Origin of the sequence: Herbaspirillum frisingense, from assembly GCF_047325095.1 — a bacterium.
Lineage (GTDB): Bacteria > Pseudomonadota > Gammaproteobacteria > Burkholderiales > Burkholderiaceae_D > Herbaspirillum > Herbaspirillum frisingense.
In genome coordinates, this window is sequence record NZ_CP168558.1 from 3,801,786 (window position 1) to 3,819,891 (window position 18,106).

General features: G+C 59.6%; 15 protein-coding genes and 2 tRNA genes. 11 read left to right on the top strand and 6 right to left on the bottom strand.

The annotated features are described in order from the left end of the window. The first annotated feature begins 384 nt into the window (after positions 1-384). On the top strand, positions 385-1,074 hold the full coding sequence (locus ACEOAC_RS17580; RefSeq protein WP_413443913.1) for a GntR family transcriptional regulator: 690 nt from the start codon (positions 385-387) through the stop codon (positions 1,072-1,074). Between the two features lie 102 nt (positions 1,075-1,176). Here the strand turns inward: ACEOAC_RS17580 and ACEOAC_RS17585 are convergent, their stop codons facing one another. Then, a complete protein-coding gene (locus tag ACEOAC_RS17585) occupies positions 1,177-1,455 on the bottom strand; it encodes a hypothetical protein (protein WP_413443912.1) in 279 nt (92 codons plus the stop codon). 345 nt (positions 1,456-1,800) lie between these two features. Between ACEOAC_RS17585 and ACEOAC_RS17590 the strand changes: the two genes are divergently transcribed. From ACEOAC_RS17590 to ACEOAC_RS17605, 4 genes are all read left to right on the top strand, one after another. Beyond that, the gene (locus tag ACEOAC_RS17590) at positions 1,801-2,487 is read left to right on the top strand and encodes a GntR family transcriptional regulator (protein ID WP_006462456.1); all 687 of its coding nucleotides are present in this window, start codon (positions 1,801-1,803) and stop codon (positions 2,485-2,487) included. Positions 2,488-2,569: 82 nt separating this feature from the next. Continuing rightward, complete coding sequence (locus tag ACEOAC_RS17595; RefSeq protein ID WP_077235004.1) at positions 2,570-3,364, top strand: phytanoyl-CoA dioxygenase family protein; 795 nt, start codon at positions 2,570-2,572, stop codon at positions 3,362-3,364. Positions 3,365-3,473: 109 nt separating this feature from the next. Continuing rightward, entirely contained in the window at positions 3,474-4,271 is a 798-nt protein-coding gene (locus ACEOAC_RS17600; RefSeq protein ID WP_413443911.1) for an SDR family NAD(P)-dependent oxidoreductase, read from the top strand. A gap of 37 nt (positions 4,272-4,308) precedes the next feature. Then, positions 4,309-5,319 (top strand): TRAP transporter substrate-binding protein, encoded by a 1,011-nt coding sequence (locus ACEOAC_RS17605; protein ID WP_413443910.1) that lies wholly within the window; start codon positions 4,309-4,311, stop codon positions 5,317-5,319. Positions 5,320-5,464: 145 nt separating this feature from the next. Here ACEOAC_RS17605 and ACEOAC_RS17610 read toward each other — a convergent pair whose 3' ends face one another. Further along, complete coding sequence (locus ACEOAC_RS17610; RefSeq protein WP_413443909.1) at positions 5,465-6,175, bottom strand: GntR family transcriptional regulator; 711 nt, start codon at positions 6,173-6,175, stop codon at positions 5,465-5,467. A gap of 418 nt (positions 6,176-6,593) precedes the next feature. On the opposite strand from ACEOAC_RS17610, the gene ACEOAC_RS17615 reads away from it, so the two are divergent. After that, on the top strand, positions 6,594-7,265 hold the full coding sequence (locus tag ACEOAC_RS17615) for a hypothetical protein (RefSeq protein ID WP_413443908.1): 672 nt from the start codon (positions 6,594-6,596) through the stop codon (positions 7,263-7,265). Between the two features lie 648 nt (positions 7,266-7,913). Here the strand turns inward: ACEOAC_RS17615 and ACEOAC_RS17620 are convergent. Both ACEOAC_RS17620 and acs read right to left on the bottom strand, forming a co-directional pair. Then, positions 7,914-8,004, bottom strand: a tRNA-Ser gene (locus ACEOAC_RS17620). A gap of 186 nt (positions 8,005-8,190) precedes the next feature. After that, a complete protein-coding gene (gene acs / locus ACEOAC_RS17625; protein WP_006462450.1) occupies positions 8,191-10,173 on the bottom strand; it encodes an acetate--CoA ligase in 1,983 nt (660 codons plus the stop codon). Positions 10,174-10,618: 445 nt separating this feature from the next. On the opposite strand from acs, the gene ACEOAC_RS17630 reads away from it, so the two are divergent. From ACEOAC_RS17630 to ACEOAC_RS17645, 4 genes are all read left to right on the top strand, one after another. Next, on the top strand, positions 10,619-11,239 hold the full coding sequence (locus ACEOAC_RS17630; RefSeq protein WP_006462449.1) for a YqhA family protein: 621 nt from the start codon (positions 10,619-10,621) through the stop codon (positions 11,237-11,239). A gap of 32 nt (positions 11,240-11,271) precedes the next feature. Continuing rightward, positions 11,272-12,813, top strand: coding sequence for a fumarate hydratase (locus ACEOAC_RS17635; protein WP_077237926.1), 1,542 nt, complete (start codon positions 11,272-11,274; stop codon positions 12,811-12,813). 37 nt (positions 12,814-12,850) lie between these two features. Further along, positions 12,851-13,744 carry a glutamate racemase gene (murI, locus tag ACEOAC_RS17640; RefSeq protein ID WP_413443907.1) on the top strand — a complete coding sequence of 298 codons (894 nt, stop codon included), beginning with the start codon at positions 12,851-12,853 and terminating at the stop codon, positions 13,742-13,744. A gap of 128 nt (positions 13,745-13,872) precedes the next feature. After that, positions 13,873-13,948, top strand: a tRNA-His gene (locus ACEOAC_RS17645). Positions 13,949-14,098: 150 nt separating this feature from the next. On the opposite strand, the gene ACEOAC_RS17650 is transcribed toward ACEOAC_RS17645, so the two are convergent. Together ACEOAC_RS17650 and ACEOAC_RS17655 are read right to left on the bottom strand one after the other, a co-directional pair. Continuing rightward, positions 14,099-14,764, bottom strand: coding sequence for a response regulator transcription factor (locus ACEOAC_RS17650; RefSeq protein ID WP_006462446.1), 666 nt, complete (start codon positions 14,762-14,764; stop codon positions 14,099-14,101). Between the two features lie 398 nt (positions 14,765-15,162). Further along, complete coding sequence (locus ACEOAC_RS17655; RefSeq protein ID WP_413443906.1) at positions 15,163-15,972, bottom strand: ferredoxin--NADP reductase; 810 nt, start codon at positions 15,970-15,972, stop codon at positions 15,163-15,165. 356 nt (positions 15,973-16,328) lie between these two features. Here ACEOAC_RS17655 and ACEOAC_RS17660 point away from each other — a divergent pair, with 356 nt between their 5' ends. Then, positions 16,329-18,104: an autotransporter assembly complex protein TamA gene (locus tag ACEOAC_RS17660; protein ID WP_413628486.1), complete on the top strand. Its 1,776-nt coding sequence runs from the start codon at positions 16,329-16,331 to the stop codon at positions 18,102-18,104. The last annotated feature ends 2 nt before the right edge of the window (positions 18,105-18,106 follow it).

The following is an 18,106-nucleotide window of genomic DNA, read 5'->3' on the forward strand; positions in this document are numbered from 1 at the left end:
TTGTGCGCGCATGGCGCCGGCCTCAGCTGTGGTCGGCGCAGGACGGAAACGGACCGGCATGAAGGACGTGGCTGCCGCTGGCGCGGGAGGACACTGACGAAAAGATGCGGTGATGGCTTGGCCGCAGCGTGGCGGCATCGGTGATAGGCATTGTCTGTCTCCCGCTTGGAGTATGTTTTTTCAGTGAAAAGTGCGGTGACCGGGGCTAAACCGGCCATCAAATGGTATACCAAAATTCAAAAAGAACGACTTATTTTTTATTATTAAATTTAAGTTGTTGATTTATATGACTATATTTTTATATAAAATGGAATACCAAAATCAACAACATGCTCGACGCAGCTCTCGCTCATCGAGCAGCAATACACGCATGCAAGGAAAGAAATGACGCGGGAAGCAAGACTGGAACCGGCACCATCCGAAGAACCTGCGCTGGACGGCGCGCAGGAGCTGCTCTCCGAACAGCTGGCCGAGCGTCTGCGCACCCTGATCGTCACCGACGAACTGCGCCCCGGCACGCCTCTGCGCGAACGTACGCTGGCCGAGCAGTTGCAGGTTTCGCGCACACCCCTGCGGGATGCACTCAAGATCCTCGCCAGCGACGGCCTGGTACGACTGCTACCCAACCGCGGCGCGGTTGTGGCCGAGCTGACGCCGGAACAGATCGAGGAAAAGCTGGACGTGCTGGGCGTGATCGAGGAGTTCGCTGCGATCCGTGCCTGCAAGCTGGCCACCAATGCGGAGATCGGCGAGATACGCGCACTGCATCATGAAATGCTGGCAGCCTACGAGCGACGCGACCGGATGGCCTACTTCCAGCTGAACCAGCGCATCCACCGCGGCATCGTTACGGCGGCCCGCAATCAGACGCTCAGCGATGTGCACGGCCAACTCAACCGGCAGCTGTATCGCTACCGCTACCAGGGCAGCGTGACCTCGGACATCTGGCATACGGCAGTCGACGAACATGAGGTGATCGTCGAACTGCTGAGCGGGCGCGATGCAGAAAAACTCGGCAGCTATCTGCGCCGCCACGTACATCGCACCTGGGAACAGCTGGTGGTCGCGCCCTGAGGGGGGCGAGCCGAGACAAGGACTGCAACTACGCCAAGAGCAGCTGGACAAGGTGGACCATGCCCCCCCATCGGGATAGGCGGTGGGGGATGGGCCTTGGCCTCAGCGATTAAGGTGTGCCGGCAAGATTTGTGTCGCCTGATGTGCCCGCATCAGCATTTCCGCGATCTCCGGTTCGGCAACTGCCAACAAGTTCGCCTTGGCCCGCAGCGACGCTCCGAGCATCGCGCTTGTTCGGTTTTCATTGTCTGCACATCCATCACCTGCCCGCAGGGCGTCATCAATCAGCCTCTGAATCAGCGCTGTTTCCGCATCAATCGCCAGCTGCATGACCGTGGCGACGCAATGTTCCACGACCCTCCTTTGTTCTTCGCTCTCCATCCTCAATCTCCTCCTTGTCAAAAATTAAGCCGTTTCGCATATCCACCTTTGAAAGGTGCCAGCCGAATCCAGGCACTACGCCGAGTAACTCCGCTAAATTCAGAATTCCATTTTGGCGACTCAATTGCACTAATTGAAGTATTTGACTCGAAACAGCCAAGTAATATTTATTAGAATAACAATAAAACTGGCGTCTGATGAAGTTTTTGCATCCGAGTCGTGCAATACAATTCAAGATCCATCCGCCATTTACCCCGTAATTACCGCGTTTTTCGCGCCAACAATCGTTGACAGTCCAAAAACCGCTGCCTATTATTTGAGTTCGGAATACGGAATTCAATAATCATGACTATCGAAGACACCTCCCCGTTCATTGATCAGGTATTCGAGCAGTTGCTGACCTCGATCGCCCTCGGAACGCTGAAGCCCGGGCAACGAATTCGGCAAGCCGAGTTGGCGGCGGAACTGAGCGTGTCCCGGCAACCGATAAGTCACGCACTACAGCTCCTTAAACACGAAGGCCTGGTGCAGGATTCGGGACGGCAAGGACTGGTCGTGTCCCCTATCGATCCGGATTACATGAAACAGATGTATCAGGCCAGGAAGGCGCTGGAAGTCACTGTTGCCGGGCTTGCCGCACAACGCGTGGCCGACAGGATCGCCACGCCCGAACAGGTCATGGCGCTCAAGGCTGCGCTCATGGAAGGGAAAAGAGCTTATGCAAGCGGCGAGCCACTGGCGAACCTGGTGAGAGCAGATCTGGAATTCCATCGCGCCATCTATCGCCTCTCCGGAAATCACGTCATCGAGCAAATGATGAATACGCGCTGGGCGCACCTGATGCGATCCATGCTCATCGTATTGGATGAGCCGGAAACCCCGGGCAGAGCGTGGGAAGAGCATGAGGAACTGACCGAATACCTCCTGTCGGGAAACGTCCTCGAAGGAAGCGATTTGGCCGCGCGTCACATGCAGAGGGCGAGTAACGACATGTACCGACGACTTACGAAGTTTACGGAATCCGCCGATTAGTTTCGGTATTCACAGCAACGACTGACTGGCTCGATTGCATCGGGTCACGGGGTCGCTTTTTCTTAAAAAATGGAGACACGACATGCAACTGACCAAACAACAACTCGCCGAGTTTGACGAACTGGGCTACATCTTTTTACCGGAGTGCTTCCCCGTGGAGCAAGTGGAAGCGCTTCGCGCGGCGGCCAGCGATGTCTTTGCTCAACATCGCGCCGAAGTCTGGCGCGAAAAGGACGGCGCACCCCGGATGGCCTTCGCCTGCCAGCAATACAGCGAAGCGTGCAAGCTGCTTGCATCAGACGAGCGCCTGGTCACCCCCGTCGAGCAATTGTTCGGCGAGCGCTGCTATCTCCATCAATTCAAGATCAATGCGAAAGCCGCATTCACGGGCGACGTATGGCAATGGCACCAGGATTTCCCCACATGGCATAAGGACGATGGAATGCCGGAACCTCGCGCGATGAACATCGCCGTGTTTCTGGATGATGTCATGCCGATCAATGGTCCCCTGATGGTCGTTCCACGAAGCCACAAGGCGGGAGCACTGGAGTCGTCTCACGACGTCAAGACCACGTCCTATCCGCTCTGGACCCTGGACAACAAGACGGTTACCGATCTGGTTGAACGAAACGGCATCGTGACCCCGACCGGCAAGAAGGGCGGAGTGCTGATGTTCCACGCCAACATTGTGCATGGCTCCGCTGGAAATATCACGCCCTACCCTCGCCGCATCGCCTATCTGACCCTGTCTGCACTCTCCAACGCGATCGTCAAGCCGACTCGCCCGGACTTCATTGCTCACCGCGATTTCACGCCTGTCCAAAAAACATCTCCCAAGGACTTCGAGGAGTTTCTCGCCAGGGAAGTGACGGCCTGAGGCCGGAAGACCCGATTGGGCTGGCAGAGAGAGCCCCGAGATATCGGCGAAGCGGCATGCAGGAGGTCGCCTCGCCGTCTTACGAAACCGCAAGAGCCAAAGGATTTGTATGTCGTCAAGAATGAAGGGCAAGGTGGTCATTGTCACTGGAGCCGGCTCGTCCGGGCCAGGCTGGGGAAATGGAAAAGCCGCTGCTGTGCTGTACGCCCGGCACGGGGCGTCGGTGCTCGCCGTAGACAATCGAATGGAAGCCGCACAGGAGACGGCCGAGCTGATTTCTGCCGAAGGGGGGAAGTGCGTCGCCGCCCGGGCTAACGTCGCCAGTTCCGAAGACGTCAAGGAAATGGCAGAGCGATGCGTCAGGCAATTCGGCCGCGTCGATGTCTTGCATAACAACGTGGGCATCGTCGAAGTCGGTGGTCCGATCGAGACTGAAGAGGAGTCCTGGAATCGGGTGATCGCAATCAACCAGTCGAGTGTCTTTCTAACCTGCAAGCACGTCATCCCGCACTTGCTTGAGGCAGGCGGCGGTTCGATTGTGAACATTGCCTCAATTGCTGCAATTCGCTGGATCGGCTTTCCCTACCTGGCATACAGCGCCGCCAAGGCAGCAATGATTGCGATGACCCAGAACATGGCCGTGCAGTACGCCCCACAAGGGATACGGGCAAATTGCATCCTGCCGGGATTCATGAATACGCCACTGATCCAGGAACCGCTTAAAGAAACCTACGGCGGCAATGTCGACGAGATGATCGACAAAAGAGATAAGCAAGTCCCAATGGGAAAGATGGGCGATGGATGGGATACGGCTTATGCAGCACTATTCCTCGCCTCTGATGAATCCAAATACATCACGGGAACGAGTCTCGTGGTCGACGGCGGACTGACAGCACGCTGCGCTTAAAAAAATGGCAACCAGCTAAAATAATACGGAGACAATCATGGATCAAAAACGTCGCACCATCATCGCCGCGGGCGCCGCGCTTGGGCTTTCCGGCATCGCCGCAGCACCTGTATATGCCGCCGGCCCCACCTACTCTTTCAAGGTCGGGACAAACGTACCGGTCAGCCATCCAATCTACCTACGCCTGATGGAGGCGGCCGAGCGGGTGAAATCGGACACCGGCGGGAAGGTGGAAATGCGCATTTTCCCCAATGGCCAGCTCGGCGGTGATACCGAAATGCTCAGCCAGGTGCGCAGTGGCGGAATGGATTTCCTTACGTTGCCCGGCGTGATTCTGGCGACGATGGTTCCGATGGCATCGCTGAACAGCGTAGGCTTCGCGTTCTCCGATTATCCCTCTGTCTGGAAGGCCATGGATGGCGGTGTCGGCGATCTGATCCGGGACAAAATCAAGGCGACCGGACTGGTGGTCATGGACAAGGTCTGGGACAACGGTTTCCGCGAGATCACCTCTCAATTCCCGATCAGCAGCCCCACCGATCTGCAGAAAGCACGCATTCGCGTGCCGGTCAGCCCGCTGCTGGTATCACTCTTCAAGTCGCTGGGAGCCGCGCCTACGCCGATCAACTTCAGCGAGTTGTATTCCGCACTTCAAACCAGAATCGTGGAAGCCCAGGAGAACCCCCTCCCTATCGTCGCGACAGCCAAGCTATATGAGGTGCAAAAATTCTGCTCGCAGACTTCCCATGTCTGGGATGGCTATTGGTTACTGGCAAACGGTCGCGCCTGGCAGGGGCTTCCGCAAGATCTCCGCGAAGTCGTCGCGAAGAACATGAATGCTGCTGCAATCGCACAGCGTGCCGACAGCGAGAAGCTGGCCATCACGCTCATGAAAGAGCTCGAACAAAAGGGACTCAAATTCAATAAACCCGATCCAGCACCTTTCAGGAAAAAACTCGCGGAGGCTGGCTTTTACACCGAGTGGAAGAAGAAGTTCGGCGCGGAAGCATGGGCGGTCCTGGAGACCTATTCCGGCAAGCTCGGCTAACTCGACCAGGCGCGGATGAAGATCGCGGATCCAGAGGACAGCCAATAGCGTCCCAATCCATCAGGAAGCGGCGAGATTTGTGTTCGTGGTTCCGCGATCTTCAGGGATCAGGACAATCATCCTGAGGCGACCAATACCAAGACTTTCAGAGATGAGAGGGCTGTGCAAGAACCTCTTCAAGGTGCTTGCACAGCGCAATGCCACCCCGCTGCACGTGCCTGGATACCAGTTCCGAAGCCTCCAGAACGGAACCACGCAAAACACAATCTGCGATGGCAGCATGCTCTTCCCACGCAACCAGGATATCCGCCCTGGCATGGATGGTGATCAAGGCCCGCATGATGTGAGCCCAACGACCATTCATCATCTGCTCGATCACCGTATTTCCGGACAGCCTGTAAAGCGCGACATGAAACTGGAACTCCGCCATGGCAATCTCCGGCGCCGGCGCATGTGCGCTCACCTTATCCTGGCCGGCGACAAGCATCCGCCGCAGGAATTCGCACTCATCGTCACTCGCACGATGATCTGCAACACGTTGGGCCGCCAGCGCCGCGGCGCTTGCCTCCAGCGGTCTGCGCGCCTGAAATAGCAAGCGCATGTACTCCGGTTCAATCGGTGTGACCTGAAGCCCTTGACGACCAGAGTCCTGCAGCAAGCCCTCATGTTTGAGTAGCTGCAAGGCATGACTGATGGGTTGGCGAGAAACCTTGAGCTGACTCGCCAATACCGACTGACGAATTCTCTCGCCCGGCTCAAGCTTGCAGAAAGCAATGTCGAAGAGAAGCACATCGAAGACTTGCTCGATAAACGGCGGGCTATCCTCCACTGCTTCGAGGCTTGTATTTGATTCCATGCTTGTTGATTATCGGTGCTGAGTGAGCTATCCCGCGGAAGATCCCCGAGGATGCGCGATTACCACTTGTTGGATCGAATCCTGATTTGCAAACCGTTTTTGATGAGTCTCAGGATTGCAGCGGTATTGTAACAAGCGATCTCGCGTCGATGACCAAGCTTACAGGCATCACGCAAAGCCATCCGAGGCGATCCTCTCAAAAGGACTACACGCAACGAAGGGACATGGGACGTGGGAATGCGAGGCCCAATGAGGCGAAAACCCACCCAAAAATTCTCAATTTGCGAGAATTTACCGAATTGCGAGTGAAATGCGTTTTTATTTACAAGTTCAAGCACACGATTTCTTTTCATACTGCCGGTGGTACATGTAACGCACTGCACCGCGAACTGACCCAACCTATCAAGGAGTCACTGCAATGATGATTACGGCTGCCCAGGCCTCGGCACTTGTAGCATCCAAACCAAATTCCTTTGCGCCTCAAACCCCATCAAAGCCGGACAACAACCCAGTAGAAGAGTCAGCCAAGGTTGCCATTTCTTCCGAGGCTGTGCAGAAAGCCGCCGAGAGTGAAGCCCAGAGTAATGAAGTTGAAAGTGCATATCGGCTGACTGGCCCTGCTACCCTATTAAGCTCCATAGCCCCTGTCGCTTACCAGATGCCGGAAGCCCTGATAAACGAAATGAAGGTCCGGGCTAGCGAGGAGGCTACCCGCAACGCGATTAACTCGCAGTATGCCAACGCACATCAATACCAGACCGTGGGACAGGTCCTGGTGAATGGCAAATTATTTGCAGAAGTGAATGATGCGGGCGGTTATGGGTCGATACAGAACTCTATTCCTGGGCTGAGTGACGCGCCGCTTAATCCGCAGGACCGACTCAAGGAGATAGCTCAAGCCGTGAAGGAAAAGGGAAATGTTGAAATCAGATATTCCGATTTTGTCCCGGGTCTAGGGGGCCAGGGAGGTTCTGCAGCGCCGGAATCCATGCTCCCGGCGTTCACGGCGCGAAACATTCATGAGATCTTCGCAGAGGCTATTGGAGAGGCCAAGCGACTGCGTTCCGCGTCGCTGCCGCAGTCAGAGTAAGGCCACTGCCCTCTGCATAATGGCCAGACCCGACCTCGGATCGCTTTCGGTACACGCAGCTTTAGCCTGATGGGATAAGCTTTAGAGGACCCCGACGCTGCGTCCGAAATATTCGAGCATACCGTGTGCACTACCGGCGAGATGGATGAAAGGATGAGCCATATCGCTGAGCATATTGTTAATCACCTGGTTCATCATGGTGTTCTTCTGTTGGGTGCCACCGCGGTATTGCGGCTGGGCATGTAGACATCATGCCGAGAGAAGCCTTCCAACTCGTTTCAAATCCCGCTGCCTGTATTTCATTTGAAATGCTGGGAATCAAAACGCTAGAGCGTAGCCGCGAAAAAAGCCCCCAGCCTCCATTCGAAGCTCGGGGTTCAATGTTTGCGCCGTCCGGGAGCGGCCAAATGCAATTAAGCGCTCTGGATTGGGGGAGGCATACCTGCAGCAGGTTTTCGGCCACTGAGCCAAGCTGTTGAAACGGACGATATGAGCAGCAGAGCGAGGGGAAATAAAATTTGCGAGCAAAACATGTCGCAGAGGAACGGCGCAGCCCGTTCAACGAAGGAACGTCCAATTCGTATGTGAGCTCTTTTATGCGGGATCAAAAGCAAAAACGGGCCGCGAAGGCCCGTTTTGCTTGATTCCTGGCGGAGAGGGGGGGATTCGAACCCCCGATAGGCTATGAACCTATACACGCTTTCCAGGCGTGCGACTTAAACCACTCATCCACCTCTCCTGGATTTGTGTTCGCGTTCAGCGAAGCCATGCATTATAGCAAGCTTCCGAAAGAAGCCAAGTCTTTTCTAAACATTTTTCCAAAAAGACCATAAAAAAGCCGGCAGGCATGGGCCCGAATCCATCTCGCCCTGCCCTGCCGGCTTGCAGGCGGCCGTTTGCGACCGCCCTTCCGTGCCGTTGTCGCTTACTGCGCTTCCTTCAACTGATCCAGGATGGCCGGGTTTTCCAGCGTGGAGACGTCCTGCGTGATCGCTTCGCCCTTGGCCAGCACGCGCAGCAGACGGCGCATGATCTTGCCGGAGCGGGTCTTGGGGAGGTTGTCGCCGAAACGGATTTCCTTGGGCTTGGCGATCGGACCGATTTCCTTGGCGACCCAGTCACGCAGCTCCTTGGCGATCTGCTTGGCTTCCTCACCGGTGGGACGCGGACGTTTCAGGACCACGAAGGCGCAGATCGATTCGCCGGTGGTTTCGTCCGGCTTGCCCACCACGGCGGCCTCGGCCACGATGCTGTTGGCCACCAGCGCCGATTCGATTTCCATGGTGCCCATGCGGTGACCGGAGACGTTCAGCACGTCGTCGATGCGGCCGGTGATGGTGAAGTAGCCGGTCTCCTTGTTGCGCACCGCGCCGTCGCCGGCGAGGTAGATGTTGCCACCCAGCTCCTCGGGGAAATAGCTCTTCTTGAAGCGCTCGGGGTCGTTCCAGATGGTGCGGATCATCGAGGGCCATGGGCGCTTGACGACCAGGATGCCGCCATTGCCATTGGGGATGTCATTGCCGGTCTCGTCGACGATGGCTGCCGTGATACCCGGCAGCGGCAGTGTGCACGAACCCGGGACCTGCGGGGTCGCACCCGGCAGGGGCGAGATCATGTGACCACCGGTCTCGGTCTGCCAGAAGGTATCGACGATGGGGCATTTCTCCTGGCCGACGTTCTTGTAGTACCACATCCAGGCTTCCGGGTTGATGGGCTCACCCACCGAGCCCAGGATGCGCAGGGACGACAGGTCATATTGCTTGGGATGGACCTTCTCGTCGGCATCGGCGGCCTTGATCAGCGAGCGGATGGCGGTGGGTGCGGTGTAGAAGATGGTGGCCTTGTGGCGCGCCACCATGTCCCAGAAGCGTCCGGCGTTGGGATAGGTCGGCACGCCCTCGAAGACGATCTGGGTCGCGCCCACCGCCAGCGGGCCATAGGCGATATAGGTGTGGCCGGTGATCCAGCCGATGTCGGCGGTACACCAGTAGACATCGTCGGGCTTGATGTCGAAGGTCCACTTCATGGTCAGCACGGCCCACAGCAGGTAGCCGGCCGAAGCGTGCTGCACGCCCTTGGGCTTGCCGGTGGAACCGGAGGTGTAGAGGATGAACAGGGGGTGCTCGGCATCCACCCATTCCGGCTCGCAGACGTCGGACTGGTTGGCCAGCACGTCGGAGAGCCAGAGGTCACGGCCTTCAACCCAGTTGATCTCGGCGCCGGCGCGCTTGTAGACGACCACGTGCTTGAGCGTATCGCAGCCACCCATGGCCAGGGCTTCATCGACGATGGACTTGAGGGCCAGCTGCTTGCCGCCGCGGACCTGGTAGTCGGCAGTCAGCACGGCCACGGCGCCAGCATCGATCACGCGTTCGTGCAGGGACTTGGCGGAGAAGCCGCCGAACACCACCGAGTGGGTGGCACCGATGCGGGCGCAGGCCTGCATGGCGGCCACGCCTTCCACCGACATCGGCATGTAGATGACCACACGGTCACCCTTCTTGATGCCCAGCGATTTCAGGCCATTGGCGAACTGGCAGACCTTCTGGTGCAGCTCGCGGTAGGACACGCGGGTGACCTTGCCATCGTCGGACTCGAAGATGACGGCGGTCTTGTCGGCGTTGCCGTTCTCCAGGTTCACGTCCAGGCAGTTGTAGGAGACGTTGACCTGGCCATCGGCGAACCATTTGTAGAACGGTGCGTTCGATTCATCCAGGGTCTGGGTGAAGGGCTTGTGCCACTTGAGGTTGTCCTTGGCCAGTCTGGCCCAGGTGCCTTCGTAATCCTTGGCGAATTCGGCGTTCAGGGCCTGGTAGGCCTCCATGCCGGAAATGGCGGCGTGCTTGACCAGCTCGGCCGGCGGTGCGAATACGCGGTTTTCTTGCTTGAAAGTTTCGATGTCTGCCACGGTAGTCTCCACTAGGTTTGTTTTTGCTTTCCGCAAAACATAGGCCGTTTCACTTACTCAGTCCTTACACATGCAGCGCCGTCATGGCGCGCAAACCCGCCTGCATCAACGTCTTGCGGGCCGCGCAGGCGCTTGCGCGGGCACTTGGCCGGGTAACGGCGCGTGCCGGCGAGGCATGTCGGTCCTGGCCTCCAATGACGAAGACCTTCATATTGCCCTTATGTTCAGAACAACATTTGTGCATTTTGGCACAGGCCGGTGTTTCCCGCAGGCACCTGTCTGCTCACATTTGATCCAGGCCGGGATGAAGCTGTCGCGACGGATTCTGCCCAAGGGCGTGTAGAATACGGCCCCAAATCCGAGACCGAGCGGGTAGCGTTCGCCCGGCGACATAATCGGATACCGCACTCACTCGCCAGAATTCATCCAGCGTACTCCTGACACCATGACCAGCCCGTCGCCCAAGACACCCCGCAAGATCGGCATCCTGCCCAACCTGATTTTCATGAGCCGCTGGCTGCAGCTGCCGCTGTACCTGGGCCTGATCCTGGCGCAATGCGTCTACGTCTATCACTTCTGGGTCGAACTGTCGGACCTGATCGGCGCGGCCATGGGCAGTGCCAGCTCGCTGGACCATATCCTGGATGCGGTGGCCATCCCCGGCGCCACCCGCCCCGACAAGCTCAACGAGCAGACCATCATGCTGGTGGTACTGGCCCTGATTGACGTGGTGATGATTTCCAACCTGCTGATCATGGTGATCGTGGGCGGCTACGAGACCTTCGTCTCGCGCATGAACCTGGAAGGCCATCCCGACCAGCCGGAATGGCTGTCGCACGTCAATGCCTCGGTGCTCAAGGTCAAGCTGGCCACGGCCATCATCGGTATTTCCTCGATCCACCTGTTGAAGACCTTCATCAACGCCAACCTGTATGACGCCAAGACGCTCATCGCGCAGACCGGCATCCATATCGCCTTCCTGCTCTCGGCCATGGCCATTGCCTATTGCGACCGCCTGATGGTGCATCCCGGCGCACATGGCGATGATCCATCCCAGAAGCACTGAACCCGTATCACCCAAACCTGAGAGAACCAGCCATGACCATCATCAAGCAAGACGATCTCATCGAATCCGTAGCCGCCGCGCTGCAGTACATCAGCTACTACCATCCGGCCGACTACATCGCCCACCTGGCCCGCGCCTATGAGTCCGAGCAGAGCCCGGCAGCCAAGGATGCGATCGCGCAGATCCTGACCAACTCGCGCATGTGCGCCGAGGGCAAGCGTCCGATCTGCCAGGACACCGGCATCGTCAACGTGTTCCTGAAGATCGGCATGGGCGTGCGCTTCGAGGGCTTCTCGGGCTCGATCGCCGACGCCGTCAACGAAGGCGTGCGTCGCGGCTACTCGCACCCGGACAACGTGCTGCGCGCCTCGATCGTGGCCGACCCACAGTTCGAGCGCAAGAACACCAAGGACAACACCCCGGCCGTGATCCACATGGAACTGGTACCGGGCAACACCGTGGACGTGCAGATCGCCGCCAAGGGCGGTGGCTCCGAAAACAAGACCAAGTTCGTCATGCTGAACCCTTCCGACAACCTGGTGGACTGGGTCCTGAAGACCGTGCCGACCATGGGTGCCGGCTGGTGCCCGCCGGGCATGCTGGGCATCGGCATCGGCGGTACCGCCGAGAAGGCCATGCTGATGGCCAAGGAAGTGCTGATGGAAGACATCGACATGTACGAGCTCTTGAAGCGCGGCCCGCAGAACAAGACCGAAGAGCTGCGTATCGAGCTCTATGAGAAGGTCAACGCCCTGGGCATCGGCGCACAGGGCCTGGGCGGCCTGACCACGGTGCTGGATGTGAAGATCATGATGCACCCGACCCACGCGGCTTCCAAGCCGGTGGCGATGATCCCCAACTGTGCGGCGACCCGTCACGGTCACTTCGTGCTGGACGGCTCCGGCCCGGCCTACATGGAACCGCCGTCGCTGTCGGACTGGCCCGAAGTGCACTGGGTGGCCGACACCGAGAAGTCCAAGCGCGTCAACCTGGATACCCTGACCAAGGAAGAAGTCGCCTCCTGGAAGCCGGGCCAGACCCTGCTGTTGAACGGCAAGATGCTGACCGGCCGCGATGCTGCCCACAAGCGCATCCAGGACATGCTGGCCAAGGGCGAGAAGCTGCCGGTGGACTTCACCAACCGCGTGATCTACTACGTCGGCCCGGTCGATCCGGTGCGCGACGAAGTGGTCGGCCCGGCGGGTCCGACCACCGCTACCCGCATGGACAAGTTCACCGACATGATGCTGGAACAGACCGGGCTGATCTCCATGATCGGCAAGTCCGAGCGCGGCCCGGCCGCCATCGAGGCGATCAAGAAGCACAAGTCGGCCTACCTGATGGCCGTGGGTGGTTCGGCCTACCTGGTGTCCAAGGCGATCAAGTCGGCCAAGGTGCTGGGCTTTGCCGACCTGGGCATGGAAGCGATCTACGAATTCGACGTCAAGGACATGCCGGTGACCGTGGCCGTCGACGCCAACGGTATCTCGGTGCACAACACCGGGCCGGCCGAGTGGAAGGAAAAGATCGCCCAGAGCGTCTCCCTGTCCAAGATCCCCGTCACCACCGCCTGAGCCACGCCAGACGATCCGCAGGAGCGCGCGCAGCACCATGAATGAAGCAGCCAAGCAAGCCGCCGCGCCTTCTGCAGGACAATCTGCCAGCCCGACCCCGATGCCGACCGCAGCCGATGCCGCGGTCGGCATTTTCGATTCGGGCGTCGGCGGCTTGTCGGTGCTGCGTCACATCCAGGCCGCCCTGCCCCGCGAAAAGCTGCTCTACTTCGCCGACTCCGGCTACGCCCCCTACGGCGACAAGAGCGAAGCCGAGATCGTGGAGCGGTCGCTGGCCATTGCCTCGTTCTTTGTCGGCCAGCAGGTCAAGGCGCTGGTGGTGGCCTGCAATACCGCCACCGCCGCGGCCATCCAGGCCATTCGCGCGCAATGGCCGCGGCTGGTGGTGGTCGGCATCGAACCCGGTCTGAAACCGGCCGCCCAAGAGACCCGCAGCGGCACCGTGGGCGTATTGGCGACCCGCAGCACGCTGGCCAGCAAGCGCTTTGCCTTGCTGCAGCAGCAGATGGAGGAGCAGTACCGGGTGCGCTTCCTGCCGCAGGCCTGCGTCGGCCTGGTGGACCTGATCGAAAAAGGCGAACTGTACTCGCCGGCCACGGTGCAATTGCTGGAGCGCTACCTGCAGCCGCTGCTGGACCAGGGCGCCGATAACCTGGTACTGGGCTGCACCCACTACCCCTTCGTGCGGCCGGCCATCGAGAGCGTATGCAGGCGACTGGCGGGCGAAGTGCCGGACATCATCGATACCGGCCAGGCCGTCACCCGGCAACTGGCACGCCTGCTGGAAACACAAGGATTGCTGGCGCAGGCCGCCACCGGCTCGCTGGCCGGCTTCACCACGGCCAGCCAGTCCACGCTGGCAAACGCCTTCCGCAGCCTGCTGCAGCTGGCGCCACCGGTACAGGCCCTGCAGCCGCAAGACGGCGCCTGAAGCGGGCAAAAAGGAAATGTTCGGCGAACTTTCCTTTTTGCATCGAAATTATGTTGCCATTCCTCGCAAGTGTTTGTATAATATTTTGCTTACTTGATGACGGACGCAAGTCTGTCTGACAGTCGACGGTGGCTGTAGCTCAGTTGGTAGAGTCCAGGATTGTGATTCCTGTCGTCGTGGGTTCGAGTCCCATCAGCCACCCCAAGTATTCAAGCAAAAAGCCCGGTCCTGGTGACCGGGCTTTTTGTTTTTCATCGCGCCTGCATCGGGCGCACCGCATTCCTCCTGCCCTCAAGTTCGCCACCGGATGTCCGTCCACCTCTTTGGGGGGAAGTAACATCCGGCCGCACCCGCCTAGTTGATCATCCCGGTCGAATACGCATACTTGATCAAGTCGGCATCGGTACTCAGGCCCAGCTTGCGCATCGCATTGTTCTTGTGAGTGCTGATGGTACTGGGCGTGCGTGACAGACGTTCACATATCTCGCCCAGCGACTGACCTTCCACAAACAGCCGGACGACCTCCAGCTCGCTCTGGGTCAATTCGCGCACCAGTCCGAAGCCCTCCCCCTGAGCCCAGCTCATCTCCAGCTCGCCGCGCAGCGACACCGGGAAGTACAGTTGCTTGCTGCTCTGCGTGGCCAGGCAGGCGTTGATCAGTTCATCCGTCTTTTCTCGCTTGTTGATGACGGCGAATACGCCCATCCGGTACAGGCGCCGGATCACGGCGCCATTGTTCATCGCCGTGTAGACGATCAGCTTGGTCGAGGGATGTTCGTTCTTGATTCGCTTGACCAGCGCAAAGCCGTCGGAATCGTCGCTGTCGTCGGCCGGCATGGCGAAATCGGTGATGACGATCTCGCATGGCGCGCGCTTGAGCGCCGCGAGCAGCGCCTCCCCCGTATCCACCTCCAGATCGATGCGTATTTCCGGCAGGCGCGCCAGCTCGCTCCTGAGCGCGCCGAGCACGATAGGATGGTCGTCGGCAATGGCTACGTGCAGGATCTTCTTCAAATTCATGCTACCCCCAAATGGTTCAATTAACTGACAGGTGGCGACTTCGCAGACCTTCGCCCGAAATCGCTCTCCCATGAAGTGCCGTGGCTTGATGCCCTCGATTTCCTTTCATCGATGTCGGCTCCCCTCGTCTGTCGACACCATGGCGGCATCGAAAAACTTCCATCAGTAGGAGATAGACAAATTCTGGGGAAAATAGAAAGGAAATCGCGATATTGCGGCTGAAAATCGAATTTATACGAGGTGTCAATAGCAGGAGAATGCGGCAACTTCACTTTCCATGGCGATTTCAACAACAATCGGCCCTTATCGTCGACGGATGTCGAGATTGCGCAGAATTGAGAGGGTGGGACGATGATGGCCGACCGGCGTGGCGCCGTCGGCCGGCCTGAAATCAACAGTCACCAATAGTCTTCGGTCACGAACTGGCCACCACCAGTGCGACGCAATGGCCCCATGCCACGCTCGCGCAGCAGTTCGCGCACCTCGGTGACCATCTCGGGATTGCCGCAGGCCATGACGCGCGTCTGTTCCACGCTCAGCGGCAGGCCGGCGGCCTGCTCCAGCTGCCCCTCCTTCAACAGCGTGGTGATGCGACCAGCCAGCCAGCCCGGGGCATCAGGCAGGGCATCATCACGCGTTACGCAACGCAGCAGCTGCAATCGCGCTGGCCAGCCCTGCTGGCGGGCGTGCTGACGCAGCTGTTCGAATTTGTCGGCATAGGCCAGCTCCTCGCGCTGACGAACGCCATGCACGATGACCAGTTCATCGAAGCGCTGCCAGACATCGGGCTGCTGCAGGATGGAGACATACGGCCCCAGCCCGGTGCCGGTGGCCAGCATCCACAAGTGGCGGCCATCGACGAAGCGGTCGGCGGTCATGAAGCCATAGCTGAGCTTTTCCACCCAGACCGGGTCCCCTGGCTGCAAGGCTGCGAGGCGCGTGGTGAACTGGCCGCCAGGGACCACGATGGCGTAATACTCCAGCTGGTCCTCCTGCTCGGCCGAGGTGATGGAATAGGCGCGCGAGACGATCTGGCCATCGATCTCCAACCCCAGACGGGCAAACTGGCCGGCCGTGAAACGGTAACCGGCCGGACGCGTGGTGCGAAAGCTCAGCAACTTGTCGGTCCAGCGATGAACCGACAACAAGCGCTCGCAACTGGCCTTCTCCGAATACACATCAATATTCACACTGCTGACACTACTCACACGACTCTCCTTCGATTGACCGCACTCGCCTGTCCACGAGGGAAGCGATGTGCAGCTTTGGTCCGCAATACCTGCCCGGGCGACGCTGCAGGCACATTACAATAGCGGGAAGAACAAGGCGGTGGATCGCCCTGCCCATGTCGCCAGGATCTGTCATCGCCACAGGAACCCGCGACGCCGCAGTGAGACATGGCCCGGGAATGAAGCGCCTGCACCGGTGCCGGCCAGGAACTATCCGCGCCGCACGCAGGTCAGGCCTTGGTGGCATGAACCGCCAAGCCCTCCATCCTACCCGACTTGCCCCAAGGGGCGGCAGGCCGGCCGCCTCAACCGATAAATGAAGATGCAGTGAATCAATGACCTGGACCCGCCACCTGGCCATCGCCTTTCTCTGGTGTGCCGCCGATACCGCCTATGCCGCCTACAAGGTGGAGATCGAAGCGCCCAAGCCGGTGCAGTCGCTGCTCAAGGATTTCCTGGACCTCTCGCGCTATCAGGACCGCGACGACATCAGCGACGAGCAGCTCAAGTTCATGATGGATACCGTCGGCGACCAGGTGCGCGAACTGACCTCGACCGAGGGCTATTTCGCGCCCGTCACCAAGGTCAGCGTGCAGACCGAGCCCGCCGCGGCCGATCAGCAGCCGCTGCGCCGCATCAAGCTCAGCGTCGACCCCGGCCCGCGCACCGCGATCAGCAGCGCCGACATCGCCGTCACCGGCGTGGCCGCCCGTGAAGACGCGGCCCGGGTGGCTGCCCTGCGCGAGAACTGGACATTGCCGCCGGGCCAACCGTTCCGCCAGGAAGACTGGGACAAGGCCAAGAATGCCGGCCTGGACCAGCTGCAGCAAAAGAAATACGCGGCTGCCCGTATCGCCTCCTCCCAGGCGCGGGTCGATCCGGACGAACACCAGGCCGACCTGTCGGTGCGCTATGACAGCGGCCCGGCCTTCACCCTGGGGCCCTTGCAGATCACCGGCACGCGCCGCTATCCCGAGACCATCATCCGCAACGTCAATCCGCTCAACATCGGTGAAGCCTATGACGTCGACCGCCTGCTGGCGCTGCAGCGGCAGATCCAGAACACGCCCTACTTCTCCAACGCCATCGTGGCCATCGACGATGACCCCGAACACCCGGACCTGACACCGGTGAAGGTGCAGGTCACCGAGTTTCCGACCCAGCGCATCCGCACCGGCGTGGGCTATAGCACCGACACCGGCGCCCAGGTCGAAGGTCGCTATTCGCATTACAACGTGTTTGACAAGGCCTATGTCTTCGACAGCCAGGCACGGCTGGAGCAGAAACGCCAGTACGGCATGATGTCCCTGGCCATGCCGCCGGACGACAAGGCCTTCGTCAACAGCCTCAATACCTCCTACGACCGCACCAAGCTGGAAGGCATCGACCTGCGCAGCCAGCAGATCGGGCTCAAGCGCGCCCGCAACAGCGAGAACTACGACACCACCTATTCGCTGACCTATTACCGGGATGAGCTGAGCCAGGAGGACGGCAGCACCCTGCCCGCCAATACCATCGTCACCCCCGGCAAGCACCGGGCGCTGGTGCCGGGCTTCGCCTGGTCACGCCGCAATGTGGACAACCCGATCTTTCCGCGCCGGGGCAACCTGCTGACGCTGGAAGCCGGCTTCGCACTCAAGGGCTTGCTGACCGACCAGAGTTTCAGTCGCCTGTATGGCCGCTTCAAGCAGTTCGTGCCGGTGGGCAAGCGCGACATCTTGGTCTTGCGCGCAGAACTGGGCGGCGTCTTCACAGCCGGCAGTGCCGGGGCGGTGCCGCCCTCGCTGCTGTTCCGCACCGGCGGCAACGATTCGGTGCGCGGCTATAGCTACCAGAGCATCGGCAACGAGCAGAACGGTACCGTCTATCCGACCAAGTACCTGGCCGTGGGCAGCTCCGAATACCAGCGCTGGTTCAGCGAGAAATGGGGGGCGGCGGTGTTCTACGACATCGGCGCAGCCGCCGACAACTGGAACAACAAGACCTTCTATCACGGCGTGGGCACCGGTGCACGCTGGCGCAGTCCGGTGGGGACGCTGAACCTGGACCTGGCCTATGGCATCCAGAAGCGCCAGATCCGTCCGCACATCTCGCTGGGCATCGCGTTCTGACG